The organism is Lysobacter sp. 22409, assembly GCF_052045105.1.
Taxonomy (GTDB): domain Bacteria; phylum Pseudomonadota; class Gammaproteobacteria; order Xanthomonadales; family Xanthomonadaceae; genus Lysobacter; species Lysobacter antibioticus_B.
Map to the genome: position 1 here is coordinate 37101 of NZ_JBQEOE010000011.1, position 16203 is coordinate 53303.

Below are 16203 nucleotides of genomic sequence, written 5' to 3' on the forward strand. Positions count from 1 at the left end.
GCTCAGCTCCTGGCCAGGACGACGAGGTAGACGCAAGGTCTCGGTGTGTCGTTGGCGAGCGTGACGTCCGACGGCGCGCCGAAGCCGAGGCAATCGCCGGCCTGCAATCGGTGGCTTTCGCCACCTTCGACGATGCTGAGCTCGCCCTTGATCACCCGGATCGCCTGGCGGATGCGGGCGTAGGACGAGGCGGGCAGGCAGACGCGCCGTCCCGCGGGCATCTCGACCTCGACGATCTCGATCGGATGGTCGGGGCGGACGAACACCTGTTTGCGCCGATAGCCGGTTTCCGGATCGCGCCAAACCGGTTGCGCGTCGGCTCGCGACAGCCGGCCGGCATCGCCTTCGGCGCGCAGCAGCAGCCCGGCCAGGGTCAGGTCGAACGCGCCGGCCAGGCGGACCAGCAAGGCCGCGGTCGGGCTGGTCTCGCCGCGCTCGATCTTGCTGATCGCAGCCTTCGACACCTCCGAACGCGCCGCCAGGTCGGCCAGGGACCAGCCGCGGGTTTCGCGCTCCAGGCGTATCCGGCGGGCCAGTTGCAGGCTCGATTCGTCCAGTAAAGTGGTCATTCGTATCTTTTACTGGACGTTCCCGTCCGGCGTCAATTGCGCTCGGCGAGAGAGGGGAGACGCGGGCCTGGCGCGCGTGGAAGTCGCCGAGAAGGCCGTGCAGCAAGGCGCTCGGCCGGTCCGGGCGGCGCCCCGACCCGGCCGCGCCGATGCGATGCGGCCGGCCGAGACCGTCGTCGCCTGGGTCAGACTCAGGATCGATTCACGTGCGGCTAACGCTTGCGGGCGCAGGCTGGCCCGTCACCACGACGCAATGTCGTATTCAGCCATTCAGGCGCAGAAGATTCTTTTCCTTCCGCATCAGCTTCGCACTCCCACGTCCGGCGAGTGCACGGTCTTGGTCGTTTATCGCGTCGCTGGAGACGGTTATGAACGATCGGCGTGACTAGCGTTTGCGGGTTCCGCATCCGGTTTTGGTGCGGCTTCGGCTGCAGCGCCGGCGCGGCACGAGCGGATCGCCGGCGCGCCGAATCGAAGAGTCAACGATCCATCAGGAAAAGCGAGGCGGCGAGGAAAATCTTCGCCGTCGTTTAGGTGCGAGCCAAGGAGTCGACGGTGCGGGACTCTAGGTCCGGCACTGCCGCAGCGGCTCGCGATGGAATCAGCCGGGCGCAACGCAACCCGTTCGCCGTGTGCCGGAGAGACCGATGCAAGAGAACGTCGAATGGTTCTATTTCACGCTGGGAAACGGCCAGAGCATCGGGCCGCTGCAACTGCGGCGAATCTGGATGGAAGCCTGCAGCTCCACCAATGTGAGCGTTCACCGCACGCATCGTCTGTTGTTGGGAAAACAGACGGCGATCTATTCCTTGCGCGCTTCGCCCAGGCTCGGCGATCTGCGCATCGTCGAGTCGCGTCTTCGCCGGCTGCTGGACGATTCCAGGCTCAGCAGTGTCTTAACTTTCGTGTCGCATTGAGGTTTTCATGCAGCTTATGTTCGATATCGCCGTTGGCAAATGCGAATCCATCGACCAATCGTCGGTGACGGTTCGCCTCGACAGCGCCATCGTCAGTCGTCTTATCCCCGGCCGTGCCTGGAGCCGCTCCGGCACCAGCATCCTTAAAATCAGCCTGCGCCTGTGCAGCGAGCGCAGGCCGCCCAAGGTCGGCAGCGAGACCTTCCTGCAGCGCGAGGCCTTGTTGCGCAATCCGCTCGCCAGCCTCGATTTGCTCGGCGACGGCGAGTTCACCCCGGTCAGGCTGCGCGCGCTCGGCACCGATACCGATCCGCAGTTGCCCGAGGCGGCGCCCGTCCGCGGCAAGGCCGACCGCGCACCCTCGCGTCCGCGCAAGGATTCCTGACCCGGCACGGCATGGCATAGCCCTTCTGTGGGCGGCTCAGGGCGCTGGTCTCAAGCGTGGCTGCGCCCGAATTCAGTCAATTCAGCGTTTGCTGCGACGCAGCATGTATGTGACCGATTTGGCACATACGCTCGTGAAGCGACCGGTCGGGTCGCCAGCCAATACCTGAAGCCAAAACCTGAAGGGCATGAGCCAATGAAGTCGTCATTTCGTATCGCCTTGCTGTGCGGCGCGGTGCTTTCCGCGCTCGGTGTTTCCTCCGCCGCGGTCGCCGGCGGCAGGCCGGACCTCGTCCTGGCCGGGCTGAAGGCCGGCCGTGCGCACCAACCGGGAGAGCTCCTGGTGAAATACCGCGACGGCAGCAATGCCGTACAGCAAGCTTCGGCCCGTCAGGCGTTCGGACTGCAAAAGCTCGACACCCTGCGTGGCGGCAATTCCTCGCGCGGTGAGCTCGCCCTGATGCGGGTGCCGGCCGGGCGCGATCTGGCCGCGACCCTGTACGAACTCGGCAAGAACCCGAGCGTCGAATACGCGGAACCGAACTGGCAGTACGAACATCAGGCCAGCTCGAACGACACCTATTACACCAACGGTTCCCTGTGGGGCATGTACGGCTCCGGATCGAGCCCGGCGAACCCATACGGCTCGCAGGCCGCGGTGGCCTGGGCCGGCGGCCACACCGATTGCAGCAACGTCGTCGTCGGCATCATCGACGAAGGCTATATGTATTCGCATCCGGACTTGGCCGCCAACGCCTGGACCAACCCCTACGATCCGGTCGACGGCGTCGACAACGACGGCAACGGCTATATCGACGACGTGCGCGGCTGGGACTTCGAAGGCAACGACAATCAGGTCTTCGACGGCGCGGGCGACGATCACGGCACCCATGTGGCCGGCACCATCGCCGGTGCGGGCGGCAACGGCCAGGGCGTGGCCGGCGTGTGCTGGAGCGGCGTCAAGCTGATCAGCGGCAAGTTCCTCGGCCGCCGCAGCGGCACCACCGCGAATGCGATCAAGGCCATCGACTACTTCAACGACCTGAAGTCGCGTCATGGCCTGAACATCGTCGCGACCAACAACTCCTGGGGTGGCGGGCCGTTCTCGCAGGCGCTTCAGGATGCGATCGGCCGCGCCAACACCGCCGGCATCCTGTTCGTGGTCGCCGCCGGCAATGCCGGCGTCAATTGCGAAACCTCCGATTGTTATCCGGCCGAGTACCCGAACCCGAACGTGTTGTCGGTAACGGCGTTGCGTTCGAACGGCACGCAGATCTACAGCTACGGCTCGACCACGATCGATATCGGCGCGCCGGGCTACGGCATCTGGTCGACCGTGCCGGTGTCGTCGAAGGGCAACGTCATACCCAGCTATGCGAGCTACAACGGCACCTCGATGGCGACGCCGCACGTGACCGGTGCGGTGGCCTTGTATGCGTCCTCGCATCCGGGCGCGACCGCGGCCGACATCAAGAGCGCGATCATGAGTTCGGCGATCGCCACGCCCTCGCTGAGCGGCAAGACGGTGAGCGGCGGGCGTCTCAACGCCAGCGGCTTCTGAGGCCGCGCTAAAGACCGATCGTAAAAGACCGGCCGTAAAAGAACAGGCCCCGGGAAACCGGGGCCTGTTCGTTGTTGCGCCGGGTGAGGGTCAGTTTTGCGCCGGCGTGTTCTCGGCGAAGTACTCGTGGCTGTCGGCGTTGTCGAGCGCGTTGGTCGGGTTGCTGATCGCGAGGTTCTTCGCGCCGGCCTGGCCGTAGACGTGATCGTCGGTGCCGGCGACGGCATCGAAGTGGCTCATCTCGTGGATCAGGGTGCCGGCCTTGGAGTCGGTGCCGGTCAGCGACGCGGACCAGAATGCGCGGCAGACGTAGATCTCGTAAGGCTGGTTCGGATAGACGTAGGCGTAGTACTTCTGGTTGCAGCCGCAGTTGACGGTGATGGCGCCGTTGCTCTGGTCCATGGCGGCGTCGATGGCGACGAAGTGCTGGCTGGCGGTGCCGTAGCGTTGCGAGGTGTAGGCGCCGAACCAGGTGGTGTAGCGCGGGCCCACGGTGCCGGCGCCGAGATAGCTCTTGGCATTTTCCGAGTAACCGCGCGCGGCGGTGATGGCGCTGCCGATGGTGTCGATCTGGGTCGCGCTGCAGCTCTTGTAGGACACGCCGTTGACGACGCTGCTGCCGCCGCCACCGGGCTTGCCCTGACCGCTGACCTCGCCCTTGCCGTTGACCCACAGGCTCAGCGGAGCGCTCTTGGCGACCAGCGGCAGGCCGTTGTCCTGGCGCAGCAGTTTGCCGTCGGATAGCGAAGCGAATTGCAGCGGCGAATCCAGGGCGACCACGTATTGGCCGCTTTGCGAGAAGTCGTAGGCCTTGGACAGGTCGACGACGCTGCGCAGGGTTTCGCCGGCGCGCAGGATCGTGAAGTCGGCTGCATCGGGCAGGCCGCGCTTGATCATGGGGCCGTTATAGGAAACCGCTACGCCGTCGCGGCTGATCTCGAACAACTTGGATTCGGCGAGATTCGAAGGCAGTTGCCATGTGGGCACGCGAGCGGTGTGACGGCTGGTGTTGGTGACGGTGACTTCGACCTGGCCGCCGAAGTGTCCGTTCTGATCGGCGAGCGCCATCAAACCGATGCGCAAAGGATTGTTCTTTTCGTGTGGCGGGGCGGCGGTGACGGAGGCGATCGCGCCGGCGAGAACGACGCTGCCCGCGACTGCGGACATGAGACTGATTTTCATTCAAAAATCCCCGAGAAAATGAACGGCAAAGTCCGCGAGGGCGGACACGTCCACGTAACCAGAATGTCGCCCTGAATGCATTGTGCGACGCATCACGCTTTAATCGGTCGAGGTTAAGGCGTGCGGCGGATACTGCGGTGGAAGAGCCGGCAAAAACGTATGCTCGGCGCCTTCATCCGGACTTCACGCACGATCACGACGAGGTGTTTGCCATGCGGTACATGAAGCGAGCGGGTATGGCCCTGTTGCTGGGTTTGAGCCTGGCGGGGGCCGCGCAAGCACAGACGGTCGGTTACAACATCCGCACCGGCGACGTCTGGGTCGATACGCGGCTCGGTGAGATCAACGACTACGGTCGTCGCTATCGCGAGCCCTTCATCCACGAGATCAGCGGTTATTACGGCGCACCGCGTTCGCTGATCGACGAGTTGCTCGATCGCCGCGGCTGGGCCCCCGGCGATGTTTACTACGCATGCGCGATCGCGCGTGCGCTCGGCGTGCCGTGTCTGAACGTCGTGCGCGAATACGATCGCAACCCCGGCCAGGGTTGGGGGGCGGTGGCCAAGCGGATGGGCATCAAGCCCGGTTCGCCGGCCTTCCATGCGCTCAAGCGCGGCGCCATCGGTACCTACGACCGCTGGGGCTATCCGATCACCGTCAATCAGTCGGTGCACGTGGATTGGGCCCAGCACGGGCCGGGCAAGGGCAAAGGCAAGAGCAACGGCCATCCCGGCGGCAAGAAGAGCGGAGCCGGCCCCTCGCATTACGACCACCCGAGTTCGAAAGGAAACGGACGCGGCAACTCCGACAAGGGCGGTGGCCATGGCAAGGGGCAGGGTGGCGACAAAGGCCACGGCGGCGGCAAGGGCCAGGGCAAAGGAAAGGACAAGGGTCACGGCTGAGTCGGGCCGGTAAGAAACGGACCCGAGGCGTCAGCCTCGGGTTTCGTTCAATGCAACCGGCAAAGACCAGTCGCTGAGATTTTTCGGGTTTAAGGCTCGGCTCGCGAGCCAGGCGCGAGCCGAAGCGCCGCGCCGAGGTCATCGCCGCGATACGCGATCGCAGTTCCCGATTGATCGAACGCAGACGCAGCCGCAACGGCATGCGCGTCCGAACGCAGCGCGATATCTCCCCGCTTCTTGCAAATAGACGCCGACGGCCCGCGCCGTCGCGGCGCCTGCGACGCCGACCGGCGATTCTGTCCCGGTCGCGATGCAGGCAGGCCGGGGAAGCTGCTTCATTCGCGGTCGACGCCAGGAATCTCGCATTCGACAGGGAAGTCGGCATCGAATGCGGTGCTTCCGGCGCGCCGCAGGTCCAGGGACGACCGTCGGGATCGCCGGTCTGCTTCATCACGACATTCCACCCAACGCAGGATGCGGCATGTCGCCGCGTGTTCCTGTGCGGCACGACGGGCGCGTCTCGCGCAGCCGTCGTTTCATCGGCGCTCTTAAAAGGATATTCATGCGCTCCATTCTGCTTTCCAGCCTGGCCCTGTCGGCCGCGATGTTCAGTGCCAGCTCGCTGGCTTGCGACACCGTCGTCACCTCGGCCAATCCGCATATCACCGCGCCCGGAAAATACTGCCTGGCCGGGAATCTTGGCGTCCCCATCGTCATCACCGGCGAAGACATCGAGTTCGATTGCAAGGGACGCACTCTGGCCAATCCCGACCCGAACCCCAACGGCGCCGCCGCCATTACCGTCGACTCCTGGTCCAGGGTGACGGTACGCAACTGCCGCATCGAGGGCTATTCGCTCGGCATCCACCTGCGCACGCGATCGGGCGATCAACTGCTCAATAACACCGTGGTGCGTCCCTACGATGCGGGCATCGTGATCTTCGGCGACAGCCCGCCGGACGGTACAGGGGCGCGTGTGGTCGGCAATCGCGTCATCGATTACGGCAACCCGAACATCTCGCCGTGGCGCGAGGCCATCCAGATCACGATGGCGCCGCGCACCGTCGTCACCAACAACGTGATCGCCGGCTACAGCGGCGGCGGCCTGCTCGTCGACCGCTCGGCCGACGTGCAGGCGACCGGCAACCAGTTCCTCGATTTCCCGGACAATACGCAGCGGATCATCGAACTGCGCCAGTCGCCGCGGGCGCGGTTGGTGCACAACTCGATCATGCTGCGGACGCGTTCGGGCGTGCAGGGGCTGATCGGCGGCAGCAGTGCGACCTGCATCGAGAACGTCGCCATCAACACCGCGCATTCGGGCTTCTCCGAGTGCGCGGTCACCCGCTACAACGTCGAAGAGCCATCGCCGTTCATGCCGTAAGCCCGTGCTGAAACGCCGGCGCTGCGAACGCAGCGCCGGCGTTCTTGCGCATGCGGCCCGCTTTCTCCAGAAGCGCACCAGCCAGCCATCGCAGCGGCGGGTTTCAGCGCTCCGCACATGGCGTCGCCATCGCAGCCTTGCTAGGCTTTGCGCATCCATCCAAGCCCAGGCCGCTGTCGCTGCGGCAGCGGGCGTGCGCGTCGCCAGGAGTCCGTCTCGATGTCCATCCTCGTTACCGGCAGTGCCGGCCATCTCGGTGAAGGCCTGATGCGCCGTCTGCGCGCGCAATCGCGCGACGCCGTCGGCATCGACATCAAGGCCTCCGCGTTCACCGGCCAGGTCGGTTCGATCGCCGATCGCGGTTTCGTCCGGCGCGCCATGCAAGGCGTGCGCGCGGTGGTGCACACCGCGACCCTGCACAAGCCGCACGTCGCCACCCACCGCTACCAGGATTTCGTCGACACCAACGTCACCGGCACCCTGGTGCTGCTCGAGGAGGCGGTCGCGGCCGGCGTCGAATCCTTCGTTTTCACCAGTACCACCAGCGCGTTCGGCGCGGCCTTGAAGCCGGTGCCCGGCGGCCCGGCCACCTGGATCACCGAAGCGGTGACGCCGGTGCCCAAGAACATCTACGGCACCACCAAGATCGCCGCCGAAGGCCTGTGCGAGCTGTTTCATCGCAAGCACGAGTTGCCGGTGCTGGTGTTGCGGACCTCGCGCTTCTTTCCCGAGGACGACGACGATGCCTCGGTGCGCGACGTCTACGCGCCGGCCAACGTCCAGGCCAACGAATTGCTGTATCGCCGCGCCGACATCGAGGACATCGTCGACGCGCATCTGCGGGCGGTCGAACGCGCGCCGGCCCTGGGCTTCGGCCGTTACATCGTGTCGGCGACTGCGCCGTTCGGTCGCGACGATCTGCTCGCCTTGCGTCAGGACGCCGCCGCGGTGGTGGAGCGGCTGTTCCCGGATTGCCGCGAGTTGTACGCGGCCAAGGGCTGGCGGCTGTTTCCGCAGCTCGACCGGGTCTACGTCAACGAACTGGCCCGCCGCGACCTGGGGTGGGAACCGCGTTACGGTTTCGCCTACGTGCTCGATTGCCTGCGCGCCGGCATGGATTTCCGCAGCGCGCTCGCCCACGAGGTCGGCGTGAAGGGCTATCACGACCGCGTGTTCGAGGGCATGCCGTATCCGGTGGCTTGAAGCGGAGCGGACCGCGCTGAGGTGGCCGCAAGCGCGGGGTAGCAGCGGCGCGAGCGGTGAGAGCGGCATTGCGCGCGGCCGCGGAGGTACCTGGGCCGGAAGTTCACGGTCGCGACTTGCCTCGCTCCTACTCAAAAGCAGGGGCGGATCGTGGACGCAGAGCAGGGCTGGAGCGGTGTCGGCACGCGGCGATGACTGCTGCATCCGTTCTCGCAGCGCAGCAAGATGCGTCGCGGCCATCGTCTTTCGCCGCCTAACCGGTCTCGTTTCCGCGCCGTGTCGGGCCTGGAATAGGGAAAACCGCCGTCAGCTGGCTAGAATGCGGATCATCGCGATCGGAGCTTTGCGGCGGGTACGTCCGGTCGCCGACGCTCCGGCCGCCGTCGATTGGACGCAGCGCCGAGGAGTAGACGAGATGGCGATCGATTCTGGCCGGCCCCTGCCGCACCCGCCTGTAACCCGCCGCACCGCTGCGGCCCCGCGCCTGCGATCGCAGGCCGCCTCATCCATGCCGCGCCCGGCGTCGCCGGCCGGGACCGTTTGCGCTTTATGAGCTGGACCGCACTGATCTGCCTGGGGGCCAGCGACGGCCCGCGTGTCGAGAATCTGCTGTTGTCGGCGGCGCAGCTGCTGACCGAGTTCGACGATGCCGCCGATGCAACCGCCTTGTGCGCATGCTCGGAACTGTACGGCGACCGCCATCGCGTCCATCGCGGCGGCGCCACGGTCAACCTGATGCTGGCGATGAAGGTCGCGCCGCGCTGGTCGATCGAAATCATGGAGCGTCGTTTCAAACAGATCGAGGCGGCGTTCGGACGCGAGCGCGATCCGCAACGCGCCCTGCCGGTGCCCTTGGATATCGACCTGGTCGGCAGGATCGACGGCGAGGTGCAGTGGCAGGATCGCTACGACCCGGCCCGGCCGTATCTGTTCCATGGCCTGCATCAGTTGGCGTTGCCATCGTTGCGCAAGGCGCTGGATGCCGTCGCCTTGCAGCGCGGCTTCCGCCCCGAACACAATGCGATGGGTTTCTATTCCTTGGCCGGAGCGGATTTCGTCGAACGTTTCCTGCACGCCCAGGCCGAGCCAGCCACCGCCGCCAAGGAGGCCAGCTGATGTCCGAACGCATCACTCTCGTTACCGGCGCTTCGCAACGCATCGGCCGGGCCATCGTCGAGGCCTGCCTGCAACGCGGCGAGCAGGTCGTCGCCCATCGCCGCCGCGCCGCTTCGACGCCGGCGCCGTACTCGGCGCCGGTGCACGAATGGAGCTGGGACATGACCGAGCCGCTGCAGGTCTTGCCGCCGGTGGAGGTGACCGACCTGGTCCTCAATGCCTCCCTGTTCGAGCGCGGCCATGCCTGGGGCGACCTCGGCGCCGGCGATACCGACGAGGAGCGCGAGCGCCTGGAGCGGCATCTGCGGGTCAACCTGATCGCGCCCTGGGAACTGGTGATCGGTCTGCACCAGCGGCATCCGCTGCGCTCGGTGGTGGTGATGCTCGACACCTATCTCGATCGCTCCTTCGCCGGTCATGCGGCCTATCAGGTCAGCCGCGCGGCCGGTGCCGGCATGGTGCGTGCGCTCGCCGCCGAGCTCGCGCCAACCCGTGTCAATGCGGTCGCCCCGGGCACCGTGCTGCCGTCGGCGCGCGACCCGGCCGAACGCGCCGAACAGGAAGACGCGATCGCCGCGCGCACCGTGCTCGGTCGCATCGGCACGGTCGAGGCCGTGGTCGAGGCGGTGTTGTATCTGCGCGATGCCAGCTACAGCACCGGCGAAATCCTGCGCATCGACGGCGGCCGCTTCAAACTCTGAGCGCGGCGAACGCCGAGTGCGGCCTGCGCCGGTCGGCGTTGCAAGGGCGCGACAGGCCGGTCCATGGATGGGCTCGTGGCGGCGGCGGGCGCTGCCCATAATCGGCGCATTGCCATCGCCAACTCGCCAGGGAAGACCGCATGAGCGCCACCCACAGCCACGACTACGACGCGGTCATCGCGACCCTGGCGGATTATTTCGACGGTCTGTACTACAGCGACACCGCCCGATTACGTCGCGCCATGCATCCGCAGGCGCATTACGTCTGTGCGACCGACGGCAGTTTGTTGAAGCTCGACATGGAGGCGTATTGGGCGGTCGTCGAGCAACGCGCATCGCCGGCCAGCCAGGGCGCCGCACGCGAGGATAAAATCGTCTCGATCGAATTCGCCGGCCCGGTGACCGCGTTCGCGCGGGTCGAATGCGCGATCCCGCCGAAGCGCTTCACCGATCTGCTGACCCTGATCAAGCTCGACGGCCGCTGGCAGATCATCTCGAAGGTGTTTCACTACGAACTCGACGCCGCCTGATCGGGCGGCAGCGCCGCGGCCTCGCTGTGGCGACGCGCGTCGGATGCGCTCGCGGATGCCCGGAGCGCGCAACGCGCTCCGGGGATGGGTTTCGAGTAGCGTTTGGCTCAGGAATGTGCGGCCAGTTGCGCCACGCGGCGCCCGATCTGCGCCTGCGCGGCCTCGGCGTTCTCTTTCGCGCGCTGCCACGCCGATCGCGCCGCGTCTTCGGCCTGTTCCCAGTTCAATACCGAGCCGAGACGGATGCGTTGATAGCGGGCCCTCAAGTCCAGGCGGGGATCGTCGAAGTCGCGGTCCGGATGTTCGAGGTGGGCGGCGATGCCGACGTAGAACGCAGGTGCGTAATCGCTGAAACGCAGGCCGTCGCGATAGAAGCCGGCGCTGCGGAACTGACTCGCCCAGTAGCTCAAGCCGGGCGTGGTCGGGGCGGGGCGGCCTTGCAGGGTGCTCGTCATCACACAGGCTCCGCTCTGGGAACCCCCTGTGGGGCGAATCTTGCCCGATCCCGGCGTTAGTCTTTCGTGTACGGAACGTTCAATCCCCGCTGTCGGAGGCGGGGCGGCCGGGTTCGAGCCGGGGTGGGCCGGGTCCCGTACCCCGGGCCCCGACCCCGAGGCTGGCCACTGCCCTGGCGCCGGTCATCGGAAGCCGCCTGCGGCGGCCCGCTTGCGCATTCAGGGCCGGGCGAGCAGGGTATGCTGGTAGCCGCCGCACCCCCGGGCGGTACTCGTCTCGATGATCCAGGCCGCTGGGAGCGTGCGTGACTGGAATTGCCGACACCTCATTCGACCCGGTTCGAGCGACCGAGCATCTGCGGTTCGTGCGCCGCATCTACCAGATGCGCACCCTCGGCCTGGGGACGGGGTTCTTCGCCGTCGCGGGGGTCTTGTACGAACACGATGCCAGCGCCTGGGTCTGGGCGCTGCTGTTCGCCAACGGTTATCTGTGGCCGCCGCTGGCCTACCTGGTCGCCTCGCGCAGCGTCGACCCCGAATACGCCGAGTACCGTAACTTGGTGATCGATTCGGCCCTCGGCGGGATCTGGATCGCGGTCATGCATTTCAACGTCGTGCCGAGCGCGCTGCTGGCCGTGATGCTGTCGGCCGACAAGATCAGCGTCGGCGGCTGGCGTTTCTTCGTGCGCACCGCGACCGCGCAGCTGTTCACCTGCGCCACGGTGTGGGCGCTGCTGGGCTTTCCGTTCGCGCCGGACAGCTCGATGCCGGTGATCCTGGCCAGCCTGCCTTTCATGTTCGTCTATCCCATGGCGATCAGCAGCGCGGCCTACGGCCTGGCGCGTAAGGTCGTGCGCCAGAACAAGCAACTCGACCAGCTCAGCCGTACCGATCCGCTGACCGGCCTGCAAAACCGCCTGCATTGGGACGATTCGGCCACCGCGACCATGACCTACTGCGCGCGCTCCTCGAAGGGCGCGGCCTTGATCCTGATCGACATCGACCGCTTCAAGGAGATCAACGACTTCCACGGCCACCTGGTCGGCGATGCGGTGTTGCGGCGCGTCGCCGGCACCTTGCACGAGGTGGTGCGCCTGACCGACACCGCCAGCCGCATCGGCGGCGACGAGTTCGCCCTCATCCTCATGGACACCGGCCTCGATGCGGCGGTGGCGATCGCCGAACGCATCCGCAATGCGGTCGAGGACGCGCGCTTCGACGAAGCGCCGGCCTTGCGCTGCACGGTCAGCGTCGGTGTCGCGACGACCGGGCCGAAGACCATCAGCGCGGCCATGTGGATGCGCCATACCGACAGCGCGCTGTATCGCGCCAAGGAGCTCGGGCGCAATGCGGTGGTGGTCGCCGAGGATTGAGATGAGCGGGGAACGCGCGCCGGTGATGTGGACACGCTGGACGCCGGGCCCGGGCTGGGCCGGCTTCGACGCGCACCGGGCGCTGTCGGACGCGATCTGGAGCGGGCTGTCCGAGGCCGACGGCGTTTGGCAGTACATGAACTTCAGCCAGGACCACTCGATCTGGGAACACCGCGCCGACGGCAGCGAGATCGTGATCCAGTACCGCGGCGAGCGCATCGACAGCCTGCATTCCAGCGCGGGCGAGGCGCAGGCTTACCTGCGCGCGGCGTTGGCGCCGTTCGGCCTGATCGCGCAGGAAGGCCCGGCGCCTTAGCCGAAGTCGCCCAGGGCCCCGTGGGCGGAGCGATCCGGGTGTTTTACCGGCGCCCGGGAATGCGACCGAGCGCACCGGTTTGCCAGTCCGGAAAGCGGGTCTCTAGAATCCAGGACCGGACCGCCACCACGGCGGTGAACCTAGGGCAGGGCATGACGCAGTACGAAGGCAGCATCGCGCAAACGCGCATCGGCGTGATCGGTCTGGGCTACGTCGGCCTGCCGCTGGCCCTGGAGTTCGGCAAGCGCTACGACACCATCGGTTACGACACCAATGCCGTGCGCGTGGCCCAGCTCAGCGTCGGCGAAGACCACCATCGCGAGAACGACGCCGACGAGATCGCCGCATCGACGCATCTGCGCTTCACCGCCAGCGCCGCCGACCTGAGCGATCGCGACGTCTACGTGGTCACGGTGCCGACCCCGATCGACGAGCACAAGCGCCCGGACTTCACGCCGCTGATCGAGGCCAGCCGCGTCATCGGCGGCCTGCTCAAGCCCGGCGACACGGTGATCTACGAGTCGACGGTCTACCCCGGCGCGACCGAGGAGATCTGCGTTCCCGAGCTCGAACGCGCCTCGTCGCTGCGCTTCAATGTCGACTTCTTCGTCGGCTACAGCCCCGAGCGCATCAACCCCGGCGACCGTAAGCGCCGCCTGGTCGATATTCCCAAGGTAACCTCGGGCTCGACGCCGCAGACCGCCGAGCGCGTCGACGCGTTGTACCGCAGCATCATCCCGGCCGGCACCCACCTGGCCTCCAGCCTGCGCGTGGCCGAGGCCGCCAAGGTCATCGAGAACACCCAGCGCGATGCCAACATCGCCCTGATCAACGAGTTCGCGCTGATCTTCCAGAAGCTCGGCATCGACACCACCGAGGTGCTGGAAGCGGCCGGCAGCAAGTGGAATTTCCTGCCGTTCCGGCCCGGTCTGGTCGGCGGCCACTGCATCGGCGTCGACCCCTATTACCTGATCCAGAAGGCGCAAAGCGCGGGCTACTACCCCGACATCCTGCTGGCCTGCCGACGCATCAACGACGCCATGGGCAGCCACATCGCCTCCGACATCGTCAAGCTGATGATCCAGCGCGGCGTGGCCCTGGCCGGTTCGCGCATCCTGATCCTCGGCATCACCTTCAAGGAGAACTGCGCCGACCTGCGCAACACCCGCGTGGTCGATCTGGCGCGCGAGCTCGGCGAGTACCGGGCCCAGGTGCAGATCCACGACCCCTGGGCCAACGCCGAGGAGGCGCGGCGCGAGTACGGCGTAGAAATGATCGACACGCCGGAGGCCGGGGCCTTCGATGCGGTCGTCGTCGCGGTCGCCCACGAGGAGTTCCGCGCCCTTGGCTCGGCTGGCGCGCGCGCCTATGGCCGCCCGGGCGCCTTGCTGTACGACATCAAGAGCCTGTATCCGCGCATCGAGGTCGATGCACGGCTTTGATCGGTCGCCGGCCGCGCCTGCCCGCGGGTCTGGGGGCCGGTAGTGGCGCGGCGTGTTAGGCCGAGCGCTCATCCGCCCGGCCTCGTACAGCGATTGCACACGCGCAGGGTTATGCTCGCCCTCAGCTCGTGAACTGATCCGATCGCCATGCGCTATGCCGCTTATGTCGCCAGCCTGCTCCTGACCCTGATCTCGGTGGTGTTGGTGTTCCTGCACCAGGCCGATTGGTTGTGGGGTGTCGGCCTGTTCGGCGCGCTCGCCGCGCTCGGCACCTGGGACTTGTTGCAGACCCGCAGCACCTTGCGTCGCAACTATCCGGTGCTGGCGCATTTTCGCTACGGCCTGGAATCGATCGGCCCGGAGATGCGCCAGTACTTCATCGAGGCCGACACCGCCGAGGTGCCGTTCTCGCGCCAGCAGCGGGCCCTGGTCTACCAGCGCGCCAAGTCGGTCAACGACGTGCGCCCGTTCGGCAGCCAGCAGGACGTCTACGGCCCGGACTACGAATGGATCAACCATTCGATGGCGCCCACCGCGCACGTCTCGCACGACTTCCGCATCGTCATCGGCGAGAACACCGCGCATCCGTACTCGGCCAGCGTGTTCAACATCTCGGCGATGAGCTTCGGCTCGCTGTCGGCGAACGCGATCCGCGCTCTGAACCGCGGCGCCAAGCTCGGCGGCTTCTATCACGACACCGGCGAAGGCTCGATCTCGCCGTATCACCGCGAGAACGGCGGCGACCTGGTCTGGGAGATCGGCTCGGGTTACTTCGGCTGCCGCGACGAACGCGGGTTGTTCAACGAAGAACGCTTCGCCAGCAACGCCGGCGACCCGCAGGTCAAGATGATCGAGATCAAGCTCTCGCAAGGCGCCAAGCCGGGCCACGGCGGTGTGCTGCCGGCGGCCAAGGTCAGCGCCGAGATCTCGGCCACGCGCGGCGTGCCGATGGGGCAGGACTGCGTGTCGCCGGCCGCGCACACCGCCTTCGACTCGCCACAGGGCCTGCTGCATTTCGTCGCCCGCCTGCGCGAACTGTCGGGCGGCAAGCCGACCGGCTTCAAGCTGGCGATCGGCCATCCCTGGGAGTGGTTCGGCATCGCCAAGGCCATGCACGAGACCGGGGTGTTGCCGGACTTCATCGTCGTCGACGGCGCCGAGGGCGGCACCGGCGCGGCGCCGGCGGAATTCATCGATCACGTCGGCGTGCCGATGCACGAGGCCTTGATGCTGGTCCACAACACCCTGGTCGGCCTGGAGCTGCGCGACAAGATCCGCATCGGCGCGGCCGGCCGCATCACCAGCGCCTTCGACATCGCCCGCACCCTGGCGATGGGCGCGGACTGGTGCAACGCCGGGCGCGGCTATATGTTCGCCCTGGGCTGCATCCAGGCGCAGAGTTGCCACACCGACCGTTGCCCGACCGGCGTCGCGACCCAGGACCCGAGCCGTTGGCGCAAGCTCGACGTGCCGGACAAGGCCACTCGGGTATTCCACTTCCACGACAACACCCTCAAGGCCTTGCGCGATTTGCTGTGCGCAGCGGGCTTGAGCCATCCGGCCGAGATCGGGCCCGAACACATCCTGCGTCGCGTCTCGCCGACCGAAGTGCGTTCGCTCGGTGCGCTGTACAACTTCCTTGCGCCCGGCGACTTGTTGGGCAAGATTCCTGCGCATGCGGTGTTCCAGTCGTTCTGGGCGAACGCGCGCAGCGATTCGTTCGCGGCGCCGGATCGGTTGTTGGCGATGCGGGGCAGCAAGTCGTTTTGAGAGGCGGTGCGGATTTCCCGACTGTAGGAGCGGCGTGAGCCGCGACCAGGGGATGCGCTGAGGCAGCAAGGCTGATGCTCTCTATCGAAGGGGCGTCCTGCCGCGAGGGTAGGAGCGGCGCAAGCCGCGACCGCGCTGCGATGGTCTTGCGCCGCATCGATCAATCGAGCGAGCTCAGGGGCAGACGCTAAGAGCTTCTGGCAACAAAGCGACTGGTCACCTTTTTTGTCTGACAGATCTGCGAGCGAAGTCGTTGCTGTTGCCGTTGTCGTGAAAGCTTGGCGCAGCAATGAGCTCGCGAGACCGATAGAGACCCGTAGGGCGGCGCACAGGACGTGCGCCGTTTTTCGATAGGACAAGGATGTCCTATCGAAAAATCCCGGCGCTAGCTGCGCACT

16 protein-coding genes are annotated in these 16203 nt (G+C 66.6%); 13 read left to right on the forward strand and 3 right to left on the reverse strand.

Annotated features, from left to right (window positions below):
- Window positions 1–2: 2 nt before the first annotated feature.
- A complete protein-coding gene (locus ACTJJK_RS07815) occupies window positions 3–569 on the reverse strand; it encodes a helix-turn-helix domain-containing protein (protein WP_031371441.1) in 567 nt (188 codons plus the stop codon).
- A 647-nt stretch (window positions 570–1216) separates the two neighbouring features.
- Between ACTJJK_RS07815 and ACTJJK_RS07820 the strand changes: the two genes are divergently transcribed.
- The 3 genes from ACTJJK_RS07820 to ACTJJK_RS07830 all read left to right on the forward strand — a co-directional run bounded on the left by ACTJJK_RS07820 (window position 1217) and on the right by ACTJJK_RS07830 (window position 3431).
- Window positions 1217–1486, forward strand: coding sequence for a hypothetical protein (locus tag ACTJJK_RS07820; protein WP_031371440.1), 270 nt, complete (start codon window positions 1217–1219; stop codon window positions 1484–1486).
- Window positions 1487–1493: 7 nt separating this feature from the next.
- A complete protein-coding gene (locus ACTJJK_RS07825) occupies window positions 1494–1871 on the forward strand; it encodes a hypothetical protein (protein WP_152566162.1) in 378 nt (125 codons plus the stop codon).
- A 195-nt stretch (window positions 1872–2066) separates the two neighbouring features.
- Window positions 2067–3431, forward strand: coding sequence for a S8 family peptidase (locus tag ACTJJK_RS07830; RefSeq protein WP_223619500.1), 1365 nt, complete (start codon window positions 2067–2069; stop codon window positions 3429–3431).
- 90 nt (window positions 3432–3521) lie between these two features.
- Here ACTJJK_RS07830 and ACTJJK_RS07835 read toward each other — a convergent pair whose 3' ends face one another.
- Window positions 3522–4613, reverse strand: coding sequence for a M35 family metallo-endopeptidase (locus ACTJJK_RS07835; RefSeq protein WP_031371437.1), 1092 nt, complete (start codon window positions 4611–4613; stop codon window positions 3522–3524).
- Window positions 4614–4750: 137 nt separating this feature from the next.
- On the opposite strand from ACTJJK_RS07835, the gene ACTJJK_RS07840 reads away from it, so the two are divergent.
- From ACTJJK_RS07840 to ACTJJK_RS07865, 6 genes are all read left to right on the forward strand, one after another.
- Window positions 4751–5515 carry a hypothetical protein gene (locus ACTJJK_RS07840; protein ID WP_440729933.1) on the forward strand — a complete coding sequence of 255 codons (765 nt, stop codon included), beginning with the start codon at window positions 4751–4753 and terminating at the stop codon, window positions 5513–5515.
- A gap of 562 nt (window positions 5516–6077) precedes the next feature.
- A complete protein-coding gene (locus ACTJJK_RS07845; RefSeq protein WP_031371435.1) occupies window positions 6078–6899 on the forward strand; it encodes a right-handed parallel beta-helix repeat-containing protein in 822 nt (273 codons plus the stop codon).
- A 219-nt stretch (window positions 6900–7118) separates the two neighbouring features.
- Window positions 7119–8102: an NAD-dependent epimerase/dehydratase family protein gene (locus ACTJJK_RS07850; protein ID WP_031371434.1), complete on the forward strand. Its 984-nt coding sequence runs from the start codon at window positions 7119–7121 to the stop codon at window positions 8100–8102.
- A 549-nt stretch (window positions 8103–8651) separates the two neighbouring features.
- The gene (locus tag ACTJJK_RS07855) at window positions 8652–9218 is read left to right on the forward strand and encodes a 2-amino-4-hydroxy-6-hydroxymethyldihydropteridine diphosphokinase (protein WP_031371433.1); all 567 of its coding nucleotides are present in this window, start codon (window positions 8652–8654) and stop codon (window positions 9216–9218) included.
- The gene (locus ACTJJK_RS07860) at window positions 9218–9919 is read left to right on the forward strand and encodes an SDR family oxidoreductase (RefSeq protein ID WP_031371432.1); all 702 of its coding nucleotides are present in this window, start codon (window positions 9218–9220) and stop codon (window positions 9917–9919) included. Before ACTJJK_RS07855 ends, ACTJJK_RS07860 begins: the two co-directional genes overlap by 1 nt.
- A gap of 140 nt (window positions 9920–10059) precedes the next feature.
- Window positions 10060–10449: a nuclear transport factor 2 family protein gene (locus ACTJJK_RS07865; protein WP_031371431.1), complete on the forward strand. Its 390-nt coding sequence runs from the start codon at window positions 10060–10062 to the stop codon at window positions 10447–10449.
- Between the two features lie 107 nt (window positions 10450–10556).
- Here the strand turns inward: ACTJJK_RS07865 and ACTJJK_RS07870 are convergent, their stop codons facing one another.
- Window positions 10557–10904 carry a hypothetical protein gene (locus ACTJJK_RS07870; protein WP_031371430.1) on the reverse strand — a complete coding sequence of 116 codons (348 nt, stop codon included), beginning with the start codon at window positions 10902–10904 and terminating at the stop codon, window positions 10557–10559.
- Window positions 10905–11209: 305 nt separating this feature from the next.
- On the opposite strand from ACTJJK_RS07870, the gene ACTJJK_RS07875 reads away from it, so the two are divergent.
- From ACTJJK_RS07875 to ACTJJK_RS07890, 4 genes are all read left to right on the forward strand, one after another.
- Window positions 11210–12277, forward strand: a complete 1068-nt coding sequence (locus ACTJJK_RS07875) for a diguanylate cyclase (protein WP_152566161.1) — start codon at window positions 11210–11212, stop codon at window positions 12275–12277.
- A gap of 1 nt (window position 12278) precedes the next feature.
- Entirely contained in the window at window positions 12279–12593 is a 315-nt protein-coding gene (locus ACTJJK_RS07880; protein WP_223619508.1) for a hypothetical protein, read from the forward strand.
- 152 nt (window positions 12594–12745) lie between these two features.
- Window positions 12746–14035, forward strand: a complete 1290-nt coding sequence (locus ACTJJK_RS07885) for a nucleotide sugar dehydrogenase (RefSeq protein WP_440729934.1) — start codon at window positions 12746–12748, stop codon at window positions 14033–14035.
- Window positions 14036–14182: 147 nt separating this feature from the next.
- On the forward strand, window positions 14183–15805 hold the full coding sequence (locus tag ACTJJK_RS07890) for an FMN-binding glutamate synthase family protein (protein ID WP_440729935.1): 1623 nt from the start codon (window positions 14183–14185) through the stop codon (window positions 15803–15805).
- Window positions 15806–16203: the final 398 nt, after the last annotated feature.